Genomic DNA, 20,999 nt, shown 5'->3' with positions numbered 1-20,999 from the left:
CACTGAAACTTCGATGGTGCGCGGCTCGGCTGGGATTCGAAGGTCTCATCGACCCCTCGCTCGCAGATCGATGACCTCCGCACCCGCAGGGACGGGGAATTCGAACTCGCGCGCCTCGACGCCCGCGTTCTCGCGCATCTGCCCGAGGCGGAGGCGAGTCCGATTGCCGAACAGATCGAGGACCACCGACTCCCGCAGCTGGAGCGTCTTCGGATCGACCCAGAGCTCGAGCGACTCGAAGCCGCCGTCGCTTCGCGGTCGCAGGCGCAGGCCGCGCTCCGCACGCGCGGGCTCGGAGATCAGCTCCGCATCGAACGTTTCTCGCAGAACGGACTGGCCGAGCAGGAAGCCGAGCGCTGTCGGTGAGACGTTTCCCTCGGAGAGCGCCGCAATCTGAAGCTGCTTCTCGTCGGGATTCCAGATCCGGATCGAGTCCTTGTCGAGCACGATCACGCGCCCGTCGGGCGCGGCGTACTCCCAGCGCATCCGCCCCGGCCTCTCGACGGTCACCGCACCCCTGGACGTGGTCTCCGTGCCAAGCGCCGCGCTGAAGCTCGTCTGTTCGAAACTCGCGCGCAGGTCGCGGACGCCGTCATAGCGCTTCTGAACGGCATCGAGCGTTCGGCCGGCCTCGTCGTCCGCCTCTGCAGCGACGAGCGCGAGCGCCAGACACGCCAGCAGGGCGCATGCGCTAGTCGTCGGGCGGACGGACGAAGATTTCACGGGGCTTGGTTCCCTCTTGAGGTCCGACGATCCCGTCGGCTTCCATCTGCTCCAGAATCCGCGCCGACCGGTTGTATCCGATCTTCAGCTTGCGTTGGACGAACGAGATCGACGCGATGCGATTGCGAGCGACCACGTCCACGGCCTGATCGAAGAGCTCGTCGAGCTCTCCTCCGCGCTCCTCGGTCTTCTCGCTCTCCTGGCTCAGACGAATCAGCGTCGGGTCGAATTCTGGCGAACCCTGCTGGCGTACCCAGAGGGTGACCGCTTCGACCTCCTTCTCGGAGATGTACGGCCCATGGATGCGTTCGAGCTTTGAGCTTCCGGGCGGCACGTAGAGCAGGTCGCCCATGCCCAGAAGGCGCTCCGCACCATTTGCGTCCAGAACCGTGCGCGAATCCGTGCGCGAGCTCACCTGGAACGAGATGCGCGACGGGAAGTTCGCCTTGATGATGCCCGTCAGGACGTCGACGCTCGGACGCTGCGTCGCGAGCACGAGGTGGATCCCGGCAGCTCGCGCCATCTGCGCCAGCCGCATCAGCGACTCCTCGACGTCGCGCGCCGCGACGATCATCAGATCGGCGAGCTCGTCGATCACGACGACGATGTAGGGAAGCTTCTTCGGGACGATCTCGTCGTCGGCCTTCGGTCGATTCGTCGCGAGATCCTTGGCGATCGCCTTGTTGTACTGATCGATGTTCCGGACGCCGCGCTTCGCCATCAGCTGGTAGCGCTCTTCCATCTTGTTCACGATGCCGAGCAGAGCCGCAGCGGCCCGCTTCGGATTCGTGACGACGTCGGCGATCAGATGCGGAACGCCCTGATAGAGCGAGAACTCGAGCATCTTCGGATCGACGAGCAGAAGCTTCACCTCTTCCGGCGTCGAACGCATGAGGATGCTGCAGAGCAACGCGTTCAGGAATACCGACTTGCCGGTTCCCGTGGCGCCAGCGACGAGCAGGTGCGGTGTCGCGGCGAGGTCGGCCGTCACGGGATTGCCGAAGATGTCCTTGCCGAGCGCGATCGGAATTCGCGAGTCGGTCTCCTGGAAGCACGGATGCGCGATCACGTCGCGGATCACCACCACGTCGCGCTCGACGTTCGGCACCTCGATTCCGACCACGTTCTTGCCCGGGATCGGCGCGACGATGCGCACGGAGATCGCGCGCAGCGCCAGCGCGAGATCGTCCGAGAGATTGACGATGCGCGAGACCTTCACACCCGGCGCAGGCTCGAACTCGTACATCGTGATCACCGGGCCGGGGTGCACCTTCACCACCCGCCCGAGCACCGAGAAGTCGGCGAGCTTCTTCTCGAGGATCTGCGAATTCCGGATCAGCGCGTCGCGATCGAGATTCGGGCTCTGGTCCGGACCGCGCGCGAGCAGATCCAGGTCCGGAAGCTTGTAGGGCCCCTCGCCGCGTCCGTCGGCGAAGGGCAATGCCTCCTGACGCAGTGGCGCGGGGGCGGCGACGCGATGCTCGACGACCTCCGGCTCGCCGGCCTTCGCCTTTTGCTTCGGTGTGAGACGGAGCGCGGGTCTGGGAGCCTTGCGCGCCTCCGCCTCCTCGGGCTCGGGCTCGTCGCGCTCTGCAGCTCTGGCCTCCGCGCGCTCGGCGAGACGCCGTCGGAGTCGCGCGCCGTTCACGCGCACGAGCTGACCGAGCTCGCGCGTCGCCGCGCGCGCGAGCTGCCGCGCTCCCTGGGTCGCATCTCGCAGCGAGACCCCCGTGGCTGCGAGCAGACCGAGCGCGCCCGTGATCAACAGGACGAACGAAGACCCGGCCAGGTAGAGGGCCCGCGACAGCGGCCCGACGACGCCAGCGCCCAGGAATCCGCCCGCGCCGACGGGGATCGTCTCCGGAAACGCGCGGTGCAGCACCTCGAATCCCGCCGCGAGGCTGAGCAGGCTCAGCGACCAACCGGCCAAGGGAATCCAGCGCGGCCGAAACGGAAGCCCTCGCAGGTAGCGAATCGCGACCACGCCGGCGGCGAACGGCAGCACGTGGGCCGCCAGGCCCAGAGTTCCCGCGAGAGCTCCCGCGACGAGGGCACCGACCGGGCCGCACCAGTTCGAGACCCGCGCGCCGCTCGCGATCAGCGGATCGGCGGGATCGTAGGAGAGCAGCGCCGCCTCCGTGAAGAGGGCGAGAGCAGCGAGCGTGACCGCGACGGCCTCGGCCTCGAGCCGTCCGGGAAGCCGGGGCTCCGTTCTGGCCGAGCGTTTTGCCGCGGGTCGCTTCACGCCTCTACCCAAGTCGCATCGCTCGCGAGTTGCGCTGTCCCCTCATTCGCGGTCCTCGTGATCTCTCGTCGCGCCGATCCGCCGAGCGCGAGCTGCGGCGACGGGCCGAGCGCGCTCTCGAACCCAGAGGGGAACTCTACGATCGGGAACGCCGACGAGAAAGGCAAGATCTTCGAGGTCGGCGCCTGCGACGGTGTGCTAGCCTGTCGACGAATCCTCGCCCCGCTGTGCACGAGAGGAGTCCGCAATGGCTGGCGTCAACAAGGTGATCATCGTCGGAAACGTGGGGCGCGATCCGGAGCTGCGCACGACCCAGGGCGGCCAGAACGTCTCTACGTTCTCGGTCGCAACCAACGAGCGGTTCAAGGACAAGAGCGGCGAGTGGCAGGACCGCACCGAGTGGCACCGCGTGGTCGCGTGGGGACGACTCGCGGAGATCTGCGGCGAATACCTGAAGAAGGGCCGGCAGGTCTACATCGAGGGCCGCCTGCAGACGCGCGACTGGGAAGACAAGGATGGGCACAAGCGGTACACGACCGAGGTGATCGCGCAGAGCATGCAGATGCTCGGTTCACCGCGTGGCGGCGGCGACGAACCGTCGTCGCGATCCGGCGGGGATTTCGAGTACAGCGCGCCCGGGGGTTCCGGCGGCGGTGGAGACGACGAGATCCCGTTCTAGCGCTGGCGCCGGAGGCTTCGCGCGAGATCGTTGATCGTCGCGCGTGCCGCCGGGGCGAGGTCGCGAAACTCGATTCCCATTCCTACGGGCGCCTCGCCCTTTCCGTCGCTGATCCAGGCGACGCGACCGGATACGCTCACCGGTCCCTCGAGGCCCGGGAGCCGGAACTCCAGCGCGACGTCCGAGTCGAGCGGCGCGGGAGTCTCGGTCGCGATGAACATTCCGCCCTCGTTGACGTTCGTCGTGAACTCGCTGAAGAAGGCGTCCACGGCTGAGTAGTCGACGCGGATCTTCAGATCCCCTCGATCGGATCTTCGCCGGTCGCTCTGGGTCGGTCTGCCCTTCGGTGCCATCGGCATCCTCCGCACCTACGTCGATCCGATCGGTCGGCCAGTTCAGTCACTTGAGCCCAGGAGTTGCCCGATCCGCGCGAAGCTCGTGAACGCCTCGTTCGCGATCACCAGGTGGTCGACCAGCCGGATCCCCAGGATCTCGCCGGCGCGGACGAGCCGTCGCGTCACCTCGTGGTCCTCGCGACTCGGCTGGGGATCCCCGCTCGGGTGGTTGTGCAAGACGAGGATCGCGGCCGCCGACTCCCGCAGCGCCGGAGCGAAGACCTCGCGCGGGTGCACCAGGCTCTGATTCAAGCTGCCGCGGCTGACCTCCACCTCGCCGATCATCCGGTGCCGGCTGTCCAGGAGAAGCACGACGAAGACCTCCTGGCGATAGCGGCGCATTCGAGCACCAAAGTGCGCGGCGACCTGCTCCGGAGACTGCAGCTTCTCTCCGGGCAGGAGCGGTGTTCGCGCCAGCCGAGCGCCGATCTCGAAGGCCGCGCGCAGCGAGGCGATCTTCGCGGGGCCCATTCCCGGAACCCGTCGCAACTCCGCGTTGCCCGCGCGCGCCAGCGCCTCGAGCGAGCCGAAGCGCTCGAGCAGGGCATCCGCGACCCGCAGCGAAGTGGACCCGCGCGCGCCGGTGCGCACGAGCAGCGCGATCAGCTCCGCGAGCGCGAGCGACTCCGGCCCCTCGCGATCCAGGCGCTCGCGCGGCCACTCGAAGCGCGAGTCGAAGCTCACGACGACGGCTCCTCGTTCGGGGTGAGGAGCAAAGAGGGGCGACGTTCGCCCGCCCGAGGGAGTGGCGGATCGCGGCTAACGGTGGCAGCTGCGCCGGGCGCCCTCGACGGCTTCGTAGATCGGAGCGAACTCGGAATCCGAGAGCTGCGGCGCGACCAGGCTTCTCATGGTCTGTTCCGGCTGCGGCTCCGAGCGCGCGAGCGCACCGAGCAGCGCCAGGTAGCCCTCGACCGTGGCCGCCGACTGAATCGCCAGGGCCATCTCGAGCGAGCTCCCGGTGCGCAGCGTCTCGCCGGCCTCCGTTCGCACGCTTCCCTCGCGGAAGCGCCCGAGCCGCAGCATCGCCTCGCGTCGGTACAGATCCGTGACCCCGCCCGACGGGCGCAGCGCCTCCGCGATCGCCGCGTCGCCCAGGCGCGAGCGCAGCGCTTCGGCGTAGCGGGCGTCGCAGTCAGGGCTCGGAGAGAACGCGACGCTCTGCAGCTGCGCGCGGATCTCCGCGTCCGACGGGGCGGTCGACCCGGGCCGCATCAGATCGAAGATCAGCACGTACTGCGAGTTCACCGGATCGAAGCTCTGCTTCGAACGGACCTCCACGTCGGGCGCGTCCGTCTGGACCCGAATGACGGCATCCTCCGCGATCTGGGTGGCGTCGATGCTGGTAAGCCGCGCGCCCGAGCCCGACGCCGCTCGCTCGAGCTTCAGCGCGGTCTTGGTGAGCGCGATCGAGAAGCCGTCGCTGCGCGAGCTCTTGGCGAGGCGCACCTCCGGCTGCTCGGTGGTTCGAAGCGTGAGCGTGGTCCGCCCCCTGAAGCTGGTCTGGCCCAGGAACACCAGCGAGTTCGGCAGAGCGCTGAGCGTGATCGTCACCCGCGACGGGACTTCTCCAGACGGGAAGCTCACGTCCTTCGCGAGGTAGCCGTTCGCGGTCGCGTGGATCCGGATCGCGTCCCTGGGGGTCGAGTCCGCGCGCGGCGGCAGCCGCACCTTCGCGGGCGCGCTCGCGCGCTCGAAGCGCTTCTGGAAATTCCGCCGCAGGTAGTAGAGGCCGAGTTCGGCGTCCGGAGGGACGGTCTCGATCTCGATCTCGCGGTCGGCGTACCAGTAGTCCCAGCTGCCGAAGACGCCCGACAAGCCGACCAGCACGTGCTTCGGCGTCCACGCGGCGCGCTCCAGCGGAATCAGCTCGACCACGGCCGCGCCCTGATCCGGAGTCGGGGCGGCCGACGCCGCGGCGAGCGGCGAGCAGACGAGAGCCAGAGCGAGGAGCCGTTCGACCGTTCTCATCGGTGGGCCCGGGAAGGGCCATGCGAGCTTATCCCCAAGGCTACGGGGCTGACAAGACCGCCTAGGAGCCTGCGCGCTCGTAGAGCCCGCTCTTTCCGCCCGACTTCCGCACCAAGCGCACGTCTCCGATCGAGATGCCTCGGTCGATCGACTTGCACATGTCGTAGATCGTGAGCGCCGCCGCGGAGACGGCGACCATCGCCTCCATCTCGACACCGGTTCGCGCGCTCGTTCGGACCAGCGCCTCGATCGAGATGGCCGGACCGGAGGCATCCGGCTCGAAAGAGACCTCTAGCGCGTCGAGGGCCAGGGGATGGCAGAGCGGGATCCAGTCCGCGGTCCGCTTCGCGGCCTGGATCGCCGCGATCCTCGCCACGCCCAGGACATCCCCTTTCTTGGCGGTGCCCGAGACGATGCTGTCGAACGCCTCTCGCGACAGGCTCACTCGACCGCGCGCGACGGCCTCGCGAGACGTGACCGCCTTGTCGCCGACGTCGACCATGCGCGCGGCACCCCGCTCGTCGAAGTGGCTGGAGCGCCGCGGTCGGGCGCGCCCGCGGACGGGACGCTTCATCCGCTGACCGGAGCGCTCGGGCCGCTTGCGCTCCCGTCGTTCAGGTAGGGTCGCAGGTCGCGGCGAAGCTGCTGGATGCGCCGCAGGTAGTAGTCGTTGCCGATGGCGTTGCCCCAGCAGTAGCTGCTGATTCCGCGCTCCTCGCCGAGTCTGCGGATGTTGTCCGCGAGCAGGCGACAGCCCGCCTCGATGTTCGCCTCGACGTGCGTCGCGCTGCCGGGCAGAGCCAGCACCTCGTACATGTGCGGCATCACCTGCATCAGGCCGATCGCCCCCTTCGAGCTCCGCGCGCCTGGCCGACCGCTGCTCTCCTGCATCAGCACCGCGAGCACGAGGTCGGGTGCGAGCGCCTGCTCGCGGCCGCAGCGCGCGATGCTGGCGGCGATTCGCGCCGAGAGCAGTCGGTCCAGACGCGGCGCCTTCGCCTCGAGCGCGGCGACCACGCCGCGGCGCAGCGCGCCGTCCGGCTCGCTCGCGGGGCCGGAGGACACCGCGGCCAGCATCCCTGATGTCGCGCCGGCGCGATCGAGAAGCGCGCTGCCCAGCAGCAGGAGGAGACCGCCTAGCAGAGCGATCCGGCGAAGCTTGGCAAGGTCGTTCATAGGCTCCCGACGCCCCCGAATTCCCGGGGACAGGCTATCTGGACCGGGGGGGGTGTCAACGCGTATCGGCAGATCCGAGCAGACACTCCCGCCAACCCATCTCGGGGCGGAAGTCCGGTCGCGCCAAGCCCGCGGTATCGATCCGTAACCGATGGACGCAAAAGGTTTTTATCGCCAGGGACGGGTTCCGGATCGGTCCCTCTAAGGGTGCCCTTGCCCGAGGCCGATGGGTCGAGCGAAGGAGCGCCGCCTCCCCTTGGGTCACGTCGTACAGATCAAGCTCGACCTGGCTCCGGAGGTCTGGGCGGAGCTCCGGGAGCGCGAGTCGCCGCTGCGATTCCAGGCTCCGGACGGCAGCTTCTACCTGACCGACGTCGAGCTGCTCGAGACGGGAAAGCACGATCTCCGCCTGGAGATCGTGCGCAGGATCAGCGAGTCCGAGCTTCCGGTGCGCTTCTCGCTGCCGCACGACGGCTCGGTGGACGAGTGGCCGCCCGAGGACGCTCGCCTGGCCGTGCTCGCGCGCCTGCTCGCGGAAGACCGCGCGAACGGCTCGGTCGAGATCCGTTTCCTGGGCCGGAATCGCCGGGTTCCCGCGGACGGCTTCGTTCTCGACCGCGCAGGCGGAGAACGTCGCTACGTCTGGCAGGTGATTCCCGCCGGAGTGCACGCGGCCCTGCCCGCGCTGCACGAACGCTTCCGCCGACTTCGCGCGGTCTGCTCCGACCCCGAGGCGCGGGTCGTGCTCTCGCTCGGCTCGGGGGGGTTGAAGCTCTTCGCGCACGCGACCGCGCTCCAGCTCTTCGAGACGCTCGGAGTAACAGATCACCTCACCGAGGTCTGGGGCTCGAGCGCCGGAGCCATGGCGGGGCTGCTCTACGCTCAGGGGCTCTCGCCGCACGCGATCGAGCAGCTCGGCTACGACCTCTACACGGGCCGCGTCGATCTGGCGCTGCGCCCCTCGAAGCTGCAGTTCCTGCGCCACCTGGTTCGCGACGCGCTGCTTCCGTCGCTGGGATCCGCTGGCGCCGGATTCGTGGACTGCGCCGACGGGCTCTCGCGGCTGCTCGAGCGGTACTGCGGCTCGATCGAGCCGCGAATCCCCTTCTACTGCATCGCCTTCAACCTGCTGCACTGCCGCTCCGAGGTGCTGACGCCGGGCGTGGTCCCGCCCCACCTCGGCGAGCTGATGATCCAGACCGAAGCGCGCTCCGCGGCGCTCGCCTCGTCGAGCGTGCCCCTGCTCTTCGTGCCGCGCGTGATCCCGCGCCTCGGGCACACGTCGCACTACATCGATGGCTCGACCACCGAGGATGTCCCACTGCACTCGATCGTCCGGAAGTGGGATCTCGACCGCGCGGCCGGCGTGGAGAAGCGCGGACGACTGGTGATCTTGTACGTGAAGCTCACGGGCGGGCTGCAGAACTACCGCTCACACCCGGGACGGATCGGCAAGCTGCGACTCATGCAGACGGTCGCGGCCGCGAGCATCGAGACGATGCATCGCCGCGATCTCGAGCTCGTCCGGAGCCGACCCGACGTGCGGCTGCTCGGGCTCGAGCTCGGTGACTCGAGCCCGGACTTCTTCGAGACGCGCAGGATCGCCGAGTTCGTGCGCACCGCGAAGGAATGCTTCCCCGAGCAGCTCGCGGCGATCGAGGAGCGGCTGCGCGAGGATGAGCGCGAAGGCCAGGCTTAGGTATCCTGCCCGCGCGTGTACCCGGTCCTCTTCGAGATCTTCGGCTTTCCCATCTCGACCTTCGGAGTGATGGTCGCGGCCGGCTTTCTCGCCGGTGGCTTTCTCGCGGCGCGTTCCTTCGAACGGGCGGGCCTGCCGGGGAAGGCGGCCTGGGACATGGTCACCTGGTGCGTGGTGGGCGGCCTGCTCGGCGCGAAGCTCTGGTACGTGGCGGAGCAGGTCGCGCGCGACGGGGGCGCGAGCGCATTCGAGCTGCTCACCTCTCGCGGCGGGATCACCTGGTACGGCGGATTTCTGGGCGGGACGATTCTCGGTCTGTGGGCCGCGCACTCGAGCAAGGTGCCGCTGCTCACGGCCGCGAACTGCGCCGCGCCTTCACTCGCCGTCGGTCAGGCGCTGGGTCGGATCGGCTGCTTCCTCGTCGGCGACGATTACGGCGTGCGCTCCGACGTCCCCTGGGCGGTGGCTTTCCCGCAGGGCCTTCCGCCGACGATCGACCCCGCGACGAACGAGGTCTTCCGCGTCCATGCGACGATGCTGTACGAGACGCTCTGGCTGCTCCCCGTCGGAGCGTTGCTCTGGCGCCGGCGCGCGCGCTCGCCGTTCTTGTTCGGCGAGTACCTGATGCTCTCCGGCATCGGCCGGCTCGTGATCGAGAGCTATCGCTTGAATCCGATCCTGGTCGGCCCGTTCTCGAATGCGCAGGTCGTCGCGCTGGTGTGCATCGCGATCGGCGCGTCGGGCTGGCTGTGGCTGCGGGCGAATCCGGCCGCAGCCGCGACACGCGCTAAGGGCTGAAGTCGCGCGCGAGCGCGCTCGCGTGCTTCGCCAGCTTCGGGTCCGTGAGCTCGACGCTTTTCGCGAGCGCCAAGAGCACGCGAGCGGCCCGCTGATGCCAGGCCGGGGACGAAACCGTTCCCTTCTTGCTCCACCTCGAGAGTGACTCGACCGTCGCCAGACTGTCACCCGCATAGTAGCTCGCCATGCCTCGCGCAAAGTCGAGCGCACCGTCAGTGACACCGGCGGCCCTCGCATCCGGGCGATCGAGCACCGCGGCGGCCTCCTCGAAATGCCCGTTGTCGATCAGGCTGTCGATCGCGAGCTGGTAGCCGCGCTCGGCCGAGCCGTAGGTATCCGCGAGCAGCTGCGCCAGCGGAAGGCCGAAGACCTGCTGCGCGCGCGCCGGATCCTCGACCAGGCTTCGCGCCACGGCGCCCGACGACTCGAGCTGACGCAGCAGGACCAGCAGCTGATCCCGCGTCTCGGAGAACAGGGTCTCGGCCTCGGATTCGGACTCGAGCATGCGGCGTCGGCCGGCCTCGACGACGCGCCAGAAGGTGTCGGCGAGGGGCCCGGTCGCCGATCCCTCGGCCATCATCTTCTGCAGCCGTGGGCCGTAGCGGTCGGTCAGGTAGAACCCTTCGCGGAACTTCATGGTCTCGTGGAAGAGCGCGCCCACGGCGAGGTCGAAGAACTCCTCGGCCTGGACTTCGGTCCTCGGCCGTTCGAAATCGAGGCGGAAGAGCGCGTGGCACTCCTCCTTCAGTCGGTAGAGCGCGCTGTCCTCCGCGTCGCCCACCAAGCGCGTGACGGTCTGGAACGAGAGCCGTCCCGCGCGCAGATCCTCGCCCAGGGTTCGCGCGAGCACGAACGCCTCCATGAAGTCGCGCACCACCTGGGCAAGCCTTCGCTCGCGGAGCTCCACGTATCGACCTCCCGCCTCGGCGGATTGCCCCCTAGAATGCAGACAACGATGAGTGAAGCCAAGCGACACCGCCGCCTCGCCGTCGGAATCATCTTCACCACGATCCTGATCGACTTCGTCGGCTTCTCGATCCTGATCCCCGTGCTGCCCGGTTTCGTCGAGAGGCTCGGAATCGACGCGTTCCACATCGGCCTGATCACGGCGCTCTACGCGCTGGGCCTGGTTCTGTTCCTGCCGCTCTGGGGTTGGATCTCGGATCGCGTGGGGCGAAGGCCGGTGCTGCTCGTCTCGCTCCTCGGAACGGTGTTCTCGTTCGTGATGCTCGCGATCGCCCAGACGCTGCCGACCGTGCTGATCGCGAGATTTCTCGGCGGATTCTTCGGCGCGAGCATCGGCACGGCGCAGGCGTACATGACCGACCTCACCGACGAGGATTCACGCGCGCAGGGAATGGGTCTGATCGGCGCGGCTTCCGGCGTCGGAATCGTGCTCGGCACCGCGCTCGGGGGAATCCTCGGCGGCATCGATCCGGCGCTGCCGTTCTACGCGACGGCGGGCGTGGCCGCGCTGAACTTCGTGCTCGCCCTGTTCGCGCTCCCGGAATCCAAGGCCCCGGTTCCCGCGCGTGGCGGCTGGCGCGGGCTCGCGCGCGCGCTGGTGCCCGCTCCGCTTCTCGTCATGGCGAGCGTCCACGGGCGCAGCCAGCGCCTCTTCCTATATCTGTTCTTCCACATGTTCTTCGCGTTCTCCGTGGTCGACGCGATGTTCCCGCTCTTCGCGGCCGCTCGCTTCGACTGGAACGAGACGCAGACCGGGCTCTTCATCGCGGCCGTCGCGATCGTGCTGGGGGCGAGCCAGGGGCTGCTCGTCGGCCGCCTCTCTCGCGCGCTCGGCGAGACGCGAATGACCATGGTCGGCCTGACGCTGACGGGGATCTCGATCGCGGGAATGTCCGCAAGCCACGGCTTCGCGACGCTCTCGCTCTGCTCGGTCGGCATGGCGCTCGGCGCGGGGATCACGATCCCGGCGTTCACGAGCTTGTTCTCGAAGGTCTGCGGCGCGCACGAGGCGGGCGAGACGATGTCGCAGAGCCAGGCCATGCTGCACACGGGCCGCACGATCGGCGCCTTGTGCTGGGGCTGGGTCTTCGCGTCGATCGGCCCCGGGGCGCCGTTCCTGTTCGCCGGCATCGCATTGCTCGGCGCGCTCGTGGTCTTCCTGGCCTTCTCGCGGGTGCTGCTGCCCCAAGCCTGATCCGGTATGCTCGCCGCCATGAGTGAGACCGTGGAGCGCGAGCGACTGGACGTGGATCTTCTCTTCGTGGGTGGGGGCGTGGCGACGCTCGCGAGCGTGATTCGCCTGGCCGACCTGTGCAAGGCGCAGAACCTCGAGATGCCCGCGGTGCTCGTGATCGAGAAGGCGCCCGAGATCGGCGGCCACCAGCTTTCCGGCGCGATGATGGATCCGCGCGGCCTCGCGGAGCTGATGCCGGACTTCCTGGAGCAGGGGTTCCCGTTCCACTACCAGTGCACGGAGGACTACACCTGGGCGATGACGCCGAACCGGGTGATCACGGTTCCGGTCACGCCGCCGCCGTTCGTGAATCACGGCAACTACGCGATCTCGCTGTCCGACGTCGTGAAGTGGCTGGGGGCGAAAGCGGAGGAGCGCGGGATCGAGATCTACCCCGGCTTCGCGGCCGCGAAGCCGATCTTCGACGGCAAGCGCGTGGTCGGCGTGCAGGTCCAGGACCGAGGCGTCGACAAGGATGGCAGCCCGAAGTCCGTCTTCGAGGCCGGGCCGGAGATCCACGCCAAGTGCGTGATCTTCGGAGAGGGAACGCGCGGATCCTGCACCAAGATCCTGATCGACGAGCTCGGGCTCGCCGGCTCGAACCCGCAGGCGTACGAGACGGGAATCAAGGAGATCTGGCGGATCCGCCCGGAGAACCACCGGCCCGGCCGCGTCGTGCACACGATGGGCTGGCCTCACGACCCGACCACGTTCGGCGGCGGCTGGATCTACGATCTCAAGGACTCGTGCATCTCGATCGGCTTCGTGACCGGACTCGACTACGACAACCCGCACACCGATCCGCACGACCTGATGCAGCGCTGGAAGACGCACCCGCGCATGCGCGAGCTGCTCGAGGGCGGCGAGTGCATCCGCTACGGCGCGAAGACCATGCCCGCCGGCGGCTACTTCTCGTTCCCGAAGCTCTTCGCCGACGGTGCGCTGCTGATCGGCGACGCCGCCGGCACCTGCAACGGCGAGCGTCTGAAGGGCGTGCACCTGGCGATCAAGAGCGGAATGCTCGCGGCCGAGGCGCTCGTGGGGGCGATCCGGAAGGACGACTACTCCGCGCAGACGCTCGAGAGCTATTCGCGGCTCTTCCACGAGAGCTGGCTCGCCAAGGAGCACTTCAAGGCGCGAAACTTCCACGGCTCGTTCAAGTACGTGTCGAAGATGCCGCGCTGGCTCGGCTGGCTGCGCCAGCTGCCGTGGCTCGTGAACGGCCAGGCGCTCCCGATGGTCACGGGCGGCCGCGGCCTGCTGAAGCAGGTGCACACGCACCCCGACCACGAGCACATGATGAAGCTCTCGGAGCTCACGCCGAAGGAGCAGGCGAAGAAGCAGAAGGTCGCCTACGACAACAAGCTGACCTTCGACAAGGTGACCGCGGTCGCGCTCGCCGGATCGCGGCACGAGGTCGACCAGCCGCACCACCTGAAGGTCGCCGACACGGACCTGTGCGCGACCCGATGCACGCGTGAGTACGGAAACCCCTGCGAGAACTTCTGCCCCGCCGCCGTCTACGAGATGATCCCCGACGCCGCCGCGCCGAACGGCAGGCGCCTGGTGATCCACCACGAGAACTGCGTGCACTGCAAGACCTGCGACGTCGCCGATCCGTACGCGCAGATCACCTGGACCACGCCCGAAGGCGGCGACGGGCCCGACTACACGAACATGTGACATGAGCCCGCGGGGTTCGGTCGCGGTCATCGGCGCGGGCCCGGCCGGCGCCTTCTGCGCCGAGCGCCTCGCGCGCGCCGGCTTCGCGGTCACGATCTACGATCCCTCCCACCCGCGCGAGAAGCCCTGCGGAGGCGGAGTCACGCCGGGCGCGTTCGAGAAGTACCCGGAGCTCGCCTCGATCCGGAGCTCGGGTCGCCCCGCCTCGGTCGTGCGCATGCGCGGGCCACGCGATCGCGTGCTCACCGTACCGCTCGCCCGCCCGATCGAGATCTTCTCGCGCCGGATCTTCGACTCGCTCCTGCTCGACCGCGCGCGCAAGGCCGGCGCGGAGCTTCGGGTCGAACGGGCGCGGCAGATCTCCGCCGACGCTGCGGGCGCGCGGGTCGACTCGGCGCGCTACGACTTCGTCGTCGGCGCCGATGGGGCGGCTTCGATCGTGCGCCGCTCGCTCCTGGGCGCCAAGCCCGGCGGCCCCGCGAGCTACGCCACGGCCGGCTTCCACGTCGAAGGTCTGGACGAACGCGAGATCTACATCGAGTTCGTGCGCGAGTGGGCGGGCTACCTGTGGGTGTTCCCGCGGCCCGGACACTGCTCGGTCGGAGTTGCCGCGCCGATCGGCGCCGAGAGCGGCGCGAAGCTCTCGGCGCGCGTGGTCGAGATGCTCGCCAAGCGCTACCCGGGGAGCCTCGAGCTCGCGCGCGAGCCCTACGCCGCGAGCATTCCCGTCGGCGGGGGACCCGTCGCGGGCGCGCGCTTCGCGCTGATCGGCGACGCGGCCAACGCGAACGACGCGATCAGCGGCGAGGGCATCCAGCACGCGCTCGACTCGGCCGCGCTTCTCGCCGACGCGCTCGACGAGGCGGGCGCCGACGCCGCGCCCGCTCTCTACACCGAGCGGTGGAGCGAAGGCGCGGGTGGCGAGCTCGAGGCCTGCGCACGACTCGCCCGTCGCCTCTACCGCCCTCGCACCGTCGACTTCTCGCTGGCGCTCGCCGCCCGTAGCCGGCGCGCGCGATTGCTGATGGCCGACATGCTGATGGTCGCGCAACCCTACACCGGGCTCGGTCGGCGGTTGCTTCGCGACGCGCTTCGCCCGCCCGGCTCTCGAAGCGACGGCTAGCGACTCGCCGGCGACGCCATCGGCTTGCTGCTCCCGCAGTCCGCGCCGAGCCACTTGCCGGACGAATCCATGTTCATCGTCTCGGGCTTTCCCTGCGCGGTCGTGCGAACCACCATCTTCGAGCTGTAGGCCTGCGGGCCAACGACGGTGAACTCGCCCTCTCCACTCGAGGGCGGGTCGGTGCAGACGAAGCTCATCTTCGTGGTGTTACCGGAGCGCGGCTTCGCGGTGGTCTTGCACTTGCCCTGCTGCGCCGGGATCTCGTTGCGTTCGATCATCTCCGCGGTGATGCAGGTCCTCGCGATCATCTCGCCCGGGCCGCCCGCGCCCATCTTCATGCCCTGCTTGGCCATCATGTCTTCCATCATCTTGCGCTGCTCGGGCGGCATGGCGGCCAGATCCTTCTGCATCTGGGCGGTGGCCTTCTCGAGCTCTCCGCTGGCGCTCGTCATCTTGCTGCTGACTTCCCAGAGGCCGGGCTCGAGCTGCTGTGCGGACGCGGTTGCGGAGATCGCGGTTGCTGCGATCGCGAGGACGACGAGCGCGAGATTCGCTTTCACGGTGCTCCCTTCGACGAGGATCGGAGCCGCAGCTCAGCCGCAGCCGCCGGACTCGCCGCAGCTCGGGCAGCCGTAGCAGGTGCCCGTGCGAACCATGATCGAGCCGCAGCTGAGACACGCGGGCGCGTCATCCTGGCTGCTGCTCCGGCGCGGCTCGCTCGCGCTTCCGCCGCGGATCGGGACCACGCGCTCGCCGCCGCTCGCGCGCGCGGGCGACTCCAGGATCACGTCGTCGGCCAGATCGTCGTCGTCGCTCCCCGCGGATTCGCCGGTCGGGAAGTTCAGACCGAGCCAGCGGAATACGTAGTCGGTCACCGACTTCGCGTACGGGATCTCGGGGTTGGGCGTGTAGCCCGAGGGCTCGAAGCGCGTGTGGCTGAACTTGTCGACCAGCGCCTTCAGCGGCACGCCGTACTGCAGCGAGATCGAGGTCATGACCGCGATCGTGTCCACCAGACCCGAGACGGTCGAGCCCTCCTTCGACATCTTCAGGAACACTTCACCGGGCGTGCCGTCCTCGTACAGCCCGACGGTCAGATAGCCGTCGTGGCCCTGGATCGAGAACTTGTGCGTCCGCGCGTTGCGCACGTCCGGGAGCTTGCGTCGGCGCGGCTCCGGCTCGGCCGCCGCCGGCGCGGCGACGAGCGCGACCGCGGCCTTCGCCTCGCTCGCGTCCGCCTTCGTCTTCAGCGGCTGCGTGCGCTTCGAGCCGTCGCGGTAGACCGCGAGCGACTTGAGCCCCAGCCGCCAGCCCTCCGTGTACGCCTCCTCGATGTCCGCGATCGTCGCCTCTTTCGGCAGGTTCACGGTCTTCGAGATTCCGCCGGAGAGGAACGGCTGCGCAGCGGCCATCATGCGGATGTGACCCATGTAGTGGATCGAGCGCATGCCGTGCGCCGACGTGAACGCGCAGTCGAAGATCGACAGGTGCTCGGGCTCGAGCCCGGGCGCGCCCTCGATCGTGTCGTGCTCGTTGATGTATTCGAGGATCGCCTCCATCCGAGTCTTCGAGTAGCCCCGCCGCGCCAGCGCCGCCGGCACGGTGCGATTCACGATCTTCAGCATGCCGCCGCCGACGAGCTGCTTGTACTTCACGAGCGCGATGTCCGGCTCGATCCCCGTGGTGTCGCAGTCCATCATGAAGGCGATCGTTCCGGTCGGAGCGATCACGGTGACCTGCGCGTTGCGGAAGCCCGAGCGCCGCCCGGCCTCGAGCGCGCGGTGCCAGCTCTCTCGCGCCGCGCGGTGCAGGTCGCCCGGCACGCCCTCGGCCGGCACGCGATCGCCGTACTCGCTGTGCAGGCCGATCACTTCCAGGAACGGCGCGCGGTTCTTCTCGTACTCCGCGAACGGACCCATCCGCGCCGCGATCTCGGCCGAGCGGTGGTAGGAACGCCCGGTCATGAGCGACGTGATCGCGGCGCAGAGGTTGCGGCCCTCGTCGCTGTCGTAGGCCAGGCCGTTCAGCATGATCAGCGCGCCCAGGTTCGCGTAGCCCAGCCCGAGCGGCCGCAGCGTCTGGCTGTTCTTCGCGATCTTCGGCGTCGGGTAGTCGGCCGGATCGACGATGATCTCCATCGCCAGGATCATCGTGTCGACCGCCTGCGCGAAGTCCTCCGTCCTGAACGTGCCCGACTCGTCGGCGAACTTCAGCAGGTTGAACGACGCGAGATTGCACGCGGTGTCGTCCAGGAAGATGAACTCGCTGCACGGATTGGTGGCGTTGATGCGGCCCGAGTTCTTGACCGGGTTCCAGCGGTTGATCGTGGTGTCGTACTGCAGGCCGGGGTCGCCGCAGACGTGCGCGGCCGTCGCGATCTCGCGCATCAGGTCGCGCGCCGGGAGCGTGTCGACCACCTTGCCGCTCGTGACGGCGCGGGTCTGCCAGGTTCCGCCGTTCACCACCGACTTCATGAACACGTCGGAGACGCGCACCGAGTGATTCGCGTTCTGGTACTGGATCGAGTCGTAGGCGCCGCCCTGCACGTTGAAGCGCCCGTCGAAGCCGGCGTCGATCAGCGCCCACGCCTTCGTCTCTTCCTGGGCCTTGCAGCGCACGAAGTCGAGCACGTCGGGGTGGTCGGCGTTCAGGATCACCATCTTCGCGGCGCGCCGCGTCTTGCCGCCGGAGCGGATCACGCCCGCGAACGAGTCGAAGCCGCGCATGAACGAGACCGGGCCGCTGGCGATTCCCCCGCCCGCGAGCGTCTCCTTCGAGCTGCGGATCGTCGACAGATTCGTTCCCGCGCCGGACCCGCCCTTGAAGAGCAGCGCCTCCGTCTTCGCGAGGTCCATGATCGAGGTCATCGAGTCCTCGACCGAGTTGATGAAGCAGGCGCTGGCCTGCTGCGGCACCAGCCGCCCGTCGGGATCGGCCACGCCCAGGTTGAACCGGACGGGCGAGTTGAACGAGACCTTCTGGTGCAGGAGCAGATAGGTGAGCTCGTCGACGAAGGTCTGCTCCTGCTCGGCGTCGGCGAAGTAGCCGCCGCTTCGGCCCCACTTGCGCAGCGTCTCGACGACCCGGCCGATCAGCTGCTTCACGCTCGACTCGCGCGAAGGCTGACCGAGATGCCCGCGGAAATACTTCGAGGCGACGATGTTCGTGGCGATGGCCGACCAGCTCTCGGGCACCTCGACGTCGGGCTGCTCGAAGACGGCGTCGCCGTTCTCCGCGCTGATCTTCGCCGCGCGCCGGGCCCATTCGACGGACGCGTACACGTCCTCGCCCGCGCGCGTGAAGTGCCGGCGGATCGGAATCTCGCGCAGGACGCTCCCCTCGTTCGCGCCGCCGCCGCCCGCCGATCCGCCCGTCATCGCCTGGTACTCCGCCACTCTCACACCCCCCCGAACCGCTCGCCTGGAAACCGCACGCCTGGGAACCCGAAAACGGAGAATTTCCGGGCCAAGGAGAGGCCCTGACCTTCAGGGCCCCCGGACGAAAGCCCTCCTCCTGAGCGCTCCGCCCGCTTCCCCTCTGCCGCCCGTAGCCCCCCTGGCTGCCGAGGAAGAATCCTTGAATCCCGGAGATTCTTTGTACTCCTGGCCTGGGGTCGGGTCAACGTGCAACACCACAAGATGTTGAGTGTATCGGAGTCTGATCTCCAAGATGTTGAGTTTTCTAGGGTTTCCAGACCGGCGGGGATCCCCCTCATGTGGTTCCACGCGGGCCCGTCTCGGGGCCGTTCCCGCAAGCGCGCGAGAACACTCGGGTTTCATCTCCGGGGCCGCGGGCCGCCCTGAACCATGCTCCGAACCGTGAGATGATCGCCGCCGACTAGGACGTGAGGACGCGGCATGGATTTCGGCTTCTCCGAGGAACAGGACCTGCTGCGCGCCGAGGTGCGAAAGCTGCTCGACGCGCGCTGCCCGCTCGAGCAGGTGCGAAAGCTCATGGCGACCGAGCCGGGCTACTCGGTCGAGCTCTGGTCGGAGCTCGCGGAGCTCGGCTGGCTCGGCCTCACGATTCCCGAGGCGTTCGGCGGGGCGGGCCTCTCCTGGATCGACTTCGTCGTGCTGCTCGAAGAGACCGGGCGCTCGCTGTTCCCATCGCCGCTCGTCTCGACCACGCTCGCGGCCGCCGCGATCCTCGATTCGGGAAGCGAGGAGCAGAAGGCGCGCTGGCTGCCCGGGCTCGCCGACGGCACCCGGATCGGGACGCTGGCGCTGCTCGAGGCGAGCGACCTGATCGCGCCGTCCGGCATCACGCTGCTCGGCAAGCCCGACGGCGACTCGTTCCTGCTCTCCGGCCGCAAGCACTTCGTCGCCGACGCGGGCGCCGCGAACCTGTTCGTGGTCGCGTTCCGCACTGGCGCGGGCGCCGAGGACCTCGCGCTGGCCGTGCTCGACGGCGGCGCGCCCGGCGTGCGCGCGACGAGCCAGGCGACGATGGACCAGACCAAGCGCGTCGGAACGCTCGCGCTCGACGGCGCTCGCGTGCCGAAGAGCGCGCTGCTCGGTCCGCCCGGCCGCGCCTGGCCCGCGATCGAGCGGCTCTTCGACCGCGGCGCGATCGCGACCACCGGCGAGATGATCGGCGCCGCCGAAGCCGCGCTCGCGCTCACCGTCCAGTACGCGAAGGACCGGATCCAGTTCGGCCATCCGATCGGCAAGTACCAGGGCGTGAAGCACCCGCTGGCCGAGATGTACGTCGACGTCGAGTCGACCAAGTCGCTGCTCTACTACGCGGCCTGGGCGCTCGGCGAGAGCCCGGCCGAGGTGCCCCGCTCGGCGTCGCTCGCGAAGGCCTACGCCAGCGACGCGTTCGCCCGCATCGGCATCGACGGCGTGCAGCTGCACGGCGCGGTGGGCTACACCGCGGAGTACGACATCCAGCTCTACCTGAAGCGCTCGAAGTGGGCCCGGCCGGCGTTCGGCGATTCCGACTTCCACTACGAGCGCGTCGCCCGGCTCGGAGGCCTGTGATGGACTTCAAGTTCACGCCCGAAGAAGAGGCCTTCCGCGACGAGGTTCGCGCGTTCCTCGACGCGAACCTGCCCGCGGACGCCAACCGCAACGACTTCGCCTTCATCGCGGAGTGGAGCCGCAAGGTGCGCGAGAAGCGCTGGGTCGGCTTCTCCTGGCCCAAGGAGGTCGGCGGCGGCGGGGGCGGAATCGTCGAGCAGGTGATCCTGAAGGAGGAGATGGCCAAGCGGCACGCCCCGCCGCTCGGCACCTGCTTCATGGGCCTGGCCTGGGTGGGCCCGTCGATCGTGCAGTACGGAACCGAAGCGCAGAAGCAGCGCTTCATCCCCGACATCCTCGACGGCAAGTACCAGTGGTGCACCGGCTACTCGGAGCCCGCGGTCGGCAGCGACCTCGCCGCGCTCTCGTGCAAGGGCGAACGCGAGGGCGACGTGTACGTGGTGAACGGCCAGAAGATCTGGACCTCGATCGCGATGTGGTCGAAGTGGATGATCCTGCTGGTGCGCACCGACGCGAGCTCGCAGTCGAAGCACGACGGCATCACGTGTCTGCTGGTCGAGATGTCGACGCCGGGCATCGAGGTGCGGCCGATCCAAAACATGTCGGGCACGGCGATGTTCGCCGAGGTGTTCTTCAACGACGTGCGCGTCCCGGTGGAGAACCGGCTCGGCGCCGAGGGCCAGGGCTGGCAGGTGACGGTATCGGCACTGGCGAGCGAGCGCTCCAGCATCGCCGAGGTCACCGCCATGTTCCGCAAGCTCGAGGAGCTCGCGGAGCTGGCGAAGAAGACCACGCGTAACGGCGCGCCCGCCGCGAAGGACGCGCGCGTGCGAAGGCAGCTCGCGGTCTTCGAGGCGAAGATCGAGGCGATGCGCCTGAACGGCCTGCGCTACCTGACCAAGCAGCTGCGCGGCGAGCCGCTCTCCAGCGAGACCAGCGTGAACAAGCTGCACCGCGCCGAGCTCGAGGTCGAAATGGGCGACTTCGCACTCGAGCTCCTGGGCAGCGCCCACCAGTACGTGCGCGGCGCCGACGAGGCCGTCGACGGCGGGCGCTGGGCGACCGGCGCGCTCAACTGGCCGGAAGTGGTGATCGGCGGCGGCACGCCCAACATCCAGAAGAACATCATCGCCGAGCGCATCCTGCACCTGCCGAAGGACTAGAAGCGGTCCCAAAATAGATGTTGCGCTACGGTGTAGCCAACGCGAGTTCGGGCAGCGGGTGCTGACGCGAGACTCGTCTCCCCTTTCGAAGGGGGAGGTGCGTGGACCTCACGGATCGGGACTGGGAGCGAGTGGCGCCCCTGATTCGCGAACCGAAGC

18 protein-coding genes are annotated in these 20,999 nt (G+C 68.8%); 8 read left to right on the top strand and 10 right to left on the bottom strand.

The annotated features are described in order from the left end of the window. Window positions 1-45: 45 nt before the first annotated feature. Entirely contained in the window at window positions 46-723 is a 678-nt protein-coding gene (locus FJ108_00760; protein MBM4334429.1) for an outer membrane lipoprotein carrier protein LolA, read from the bottom strand. Next, window positions 692-2,968 carry a DNA translocase FtsK gene (locus FJ108_00755; protein ID MBM4334428.1) on the bottom strand — a complete coding sequence of 759 codons (2,277 nt, stop codon included), beginning with the start codon at window positions 2,966-2,968 and terminating at the stop codon, window positions 692-694. The genes FJ108_00760 and FJ108_00755 overlap by 32 nt, the downstream gene beginning before the upstream one ends. A gap of 247 nt (window positions 2,969-3,215) precedes the next feature. Between FJ108_00755 and FJ108_00750 the strand changes: the two genes are divergently transcribed. After that, on the top strand, window positions 3,216-3,647 hold the full coding sequence (locus FJ108_00750) for a single-stranded DNA-binding protein (protein ID MBM4334427.1): 432 nt from the start codon (window positions 3,216-3,218) through the stop codon (window positions 3,645-3,647). Here FJ108_00750 and FJ108_00745 read toward each other — a convergent pair. The 5 genes from FJ108_00745 to FJ108_00725 form a co-directional block, all read right to left on the bottom strand. Beyond that, on the bottom strand, window positions 3,644-4,006 hold the full coding sequence (locus FJ108_00745; GenBank protein ID MBM4334426.1) for a TIGR02266 family protein: 363 nt from the start codon (window positions 4,004-4,006) through the stop codon (window positions 3,644-3,646). The two genes, FJ108_00750 and FJ108_00745, sit on opposite strands and share 4 nt — an antisense overlap. A gap of 36 nt (window positions 4,007-4,042) precedes the next feature. After that, the gene (locus FJ108_00740; protein ID MBM4334425.1) at window positions 4,043-4,726 is read right to left on the bottom strand and encodes a JAB domain-containing protein; all 684 of its coding nucleotides are present in this window, start codon (window positions 4,724-4,726) and stop codon (window positions 4,043-4,045) included. A 75-nt stretch (window positions 4,727-4,801) separates the two neighbouring features. After that, on the bottom strand, window positions 4,802-6,013 hold the full coding sequence (locus FJ108_00735; GenBank protein MBM4334424.1) for a hypothetical protein: 1,212 nt from the start codon (window positions 6,011-6,013) through the stop codon (window positions 4,802-4,804). A 61-nt stretch (window positions 6,014-6,074) separates the two neighbouring features. Continuing rightward, window positions 6,075-6,587 carry a cyclic pyranopterin monophosphate synthase MoaC gene (moaC, locus tag FJ108_00730; GenBank protein MBM4334423.1) on the bottom strand — a complete coding sequence of 171 codons (513 nt, stop codon included), beginning with the start codon at window positions 6,585-6,587 and terminating at the stop codon, window positions 6,075-6,077. Then, entirely contained in the window at window positions 6,584-7,189 is a 606-nt protein-coding gene (locus tag FJ108_00725; protein ID MBM4334422.1) for a lytic transglycosylase domain-containing protein, read from the bottom strand. Before FJ108_00725 ends, moaC begins: the two co-directional genes overlap by 4 nt. A 256-nt stretch (window positions 7,190-7,445) precedes the next feature. Between FJ108_00725 and FJ108_00720 the strand changes: the two genes are divergently transcribed. Then, entirely contained in the window at window positions 7,446-8,888 is a 1,443-nt protein-coding gene (locus tag FJ108_00720; GenBank protein ID MBM4334421.1) for a hypothetical protein, read from the top strand. A gap of 15 nt (window positions 8,889-8,903) precedes the next feature. Continuing rightward, the gene (locus FJ108_00715; GenBank protein MBM4334420.1) at window positions 8,904-9,686 is read left to right on the top strand and encodes a prolipoprotein diacylglyceryl transferase; all 783 of its coding nucleotides are present in this window, start codon (window positions 8,904-8,906) and stop codon (window positions 9,684-9,686) included. Here FJ108_00715 and FJ108_00710 read toward each other — a convergent pair. Further along, window positions 9,676-9,873: a hypothetical protein gene (locus FJ108_00710; GenBank protein ID MBM4334419.1), complete on the bottom strand. Its 198-nt coding sequence runs from the start codon at window positions 9,871-9,873 to the stop codon at window positions 9,676-9,678. The two genes, FJ108_00715 and FJ108_00710, sit on opposite strands and share 11 nt — an antisense overlap. A gap of 84 nt (window positions 9,874-9,957) precedes the next feature. Between FJ108_00710 and FJ108_00705 the strand changes: the two genes are divergently transcribed. From FJ108_00705 to FJ108_00695, 3 genes are read left to right on the top strand one after another with little or no spacing between them, the layout of a single operon-like run. Beyond that, window positions 9,958-11,847, top strand: coding sequence for an MFS transporter (locus FJ108_00705; protein ID MBM4334418.1), 1,890 nt, complete (start codon window positions 9,958-9,960; stop codon window positions 11,845-11,847). A gap of 6 nt (window positions 11,848-11,853) precedes the next feature. Then, the gene (locus tag FJ108_00700) at window positions 11,854-13,569 is read left to right on the top strand and encodes an electron transfer flavoprotein-ubiquinone oxidoreductase (GenBank protein ID MBM4334417.1); all 1,716 of its coding nucleotides are present in this window, start codon (window positions 11,854-11,856) and stop codon (window positions 13,567-13,569) included. Between the two features lies 1 nt (window position 13,570). Further along, entirely contained in the window at window positions 13,571-14,692 is a 1,122-nt protein-coding gene (locus FJ108_00695; protein ID MBM4334416.1) for an NAD(P)/FAD-dependent oxidoreductase, read from the top strand. Here the strand turns inward: FJ108_00695 and FJ108_00690 are convergent. Both FJ108_00690 and FJ108_00685 read right to left on the bottom strand, forming a co-directional pair. Further along, entirely contained in the window at window positions 14,689-15,252 is a 564-nt protein-coding gene (locus FJ108_00690) for a DUF3617 domain-containing protein (GenBank protein ID MBM4334415.1), read from the bottom strand. The two genes, FJ108_00695 and FJ108_00690, sit on opposite strands and share 4 nt — an antisense overlap. 33 nt (window positions 15,253-15,285) lie before the next feature. Further along, entirely contained in the window at window positions 15,286-18,069 is a 2,784-nt protein-coding gene (locus FJ108_00685; protein ID MBM4334414.1) for a vitamin B12-dependent ribonucleotide reductase, read from the bottom strand. A gap of 480 nt (window positions 18,070-18,549) precedes the next feature. On the opposite strand from FJ108_00685, the gene FJ108_00680 reads away from it, so the two are divergent. Together FJ108_00680 and FJ108_00675 are read left to right on the top strand one after the other, a co-directional pair. After that, complete coding sequence (locus FJ108_00680) at window positions 18,550-19,677, top strand: acyl-CoA dehydrogenase (GenBank protein ID MBM4334413.1); 1,128 nt, start codon at window positions 18,550-18,552, stop codon at window positions 19,675-19,677. Beyond that, window positions 19,677-20,840, top strand: coding sequence for a hypothetical protein (locus FJ108_00675; protein ID MBM4334412.1), 1,164 nt, complete (start codon window positions 19,677-19,679; stop codon window positions 20,838-20,840). Before FJ108_00680 ends, FJ108_00675 begins: the two co-directional genes overlap by 1 nt. The last annotated feature ends 159 nt before the right edge of the window (window positions 20,841-20,999 follow it).

The sequence above is a fragment of the Deltaproteobacteria bacterium genome, from assembly GCA_016875225.1.
Lineage (GTDB): Bacteria > Myxococcota_A > UBA9160 > SZUA-336 > SZUA-336 > VGRW01.
This window is presented reverse-complemented; position numbering and strand designations above follow the sequence as displayed.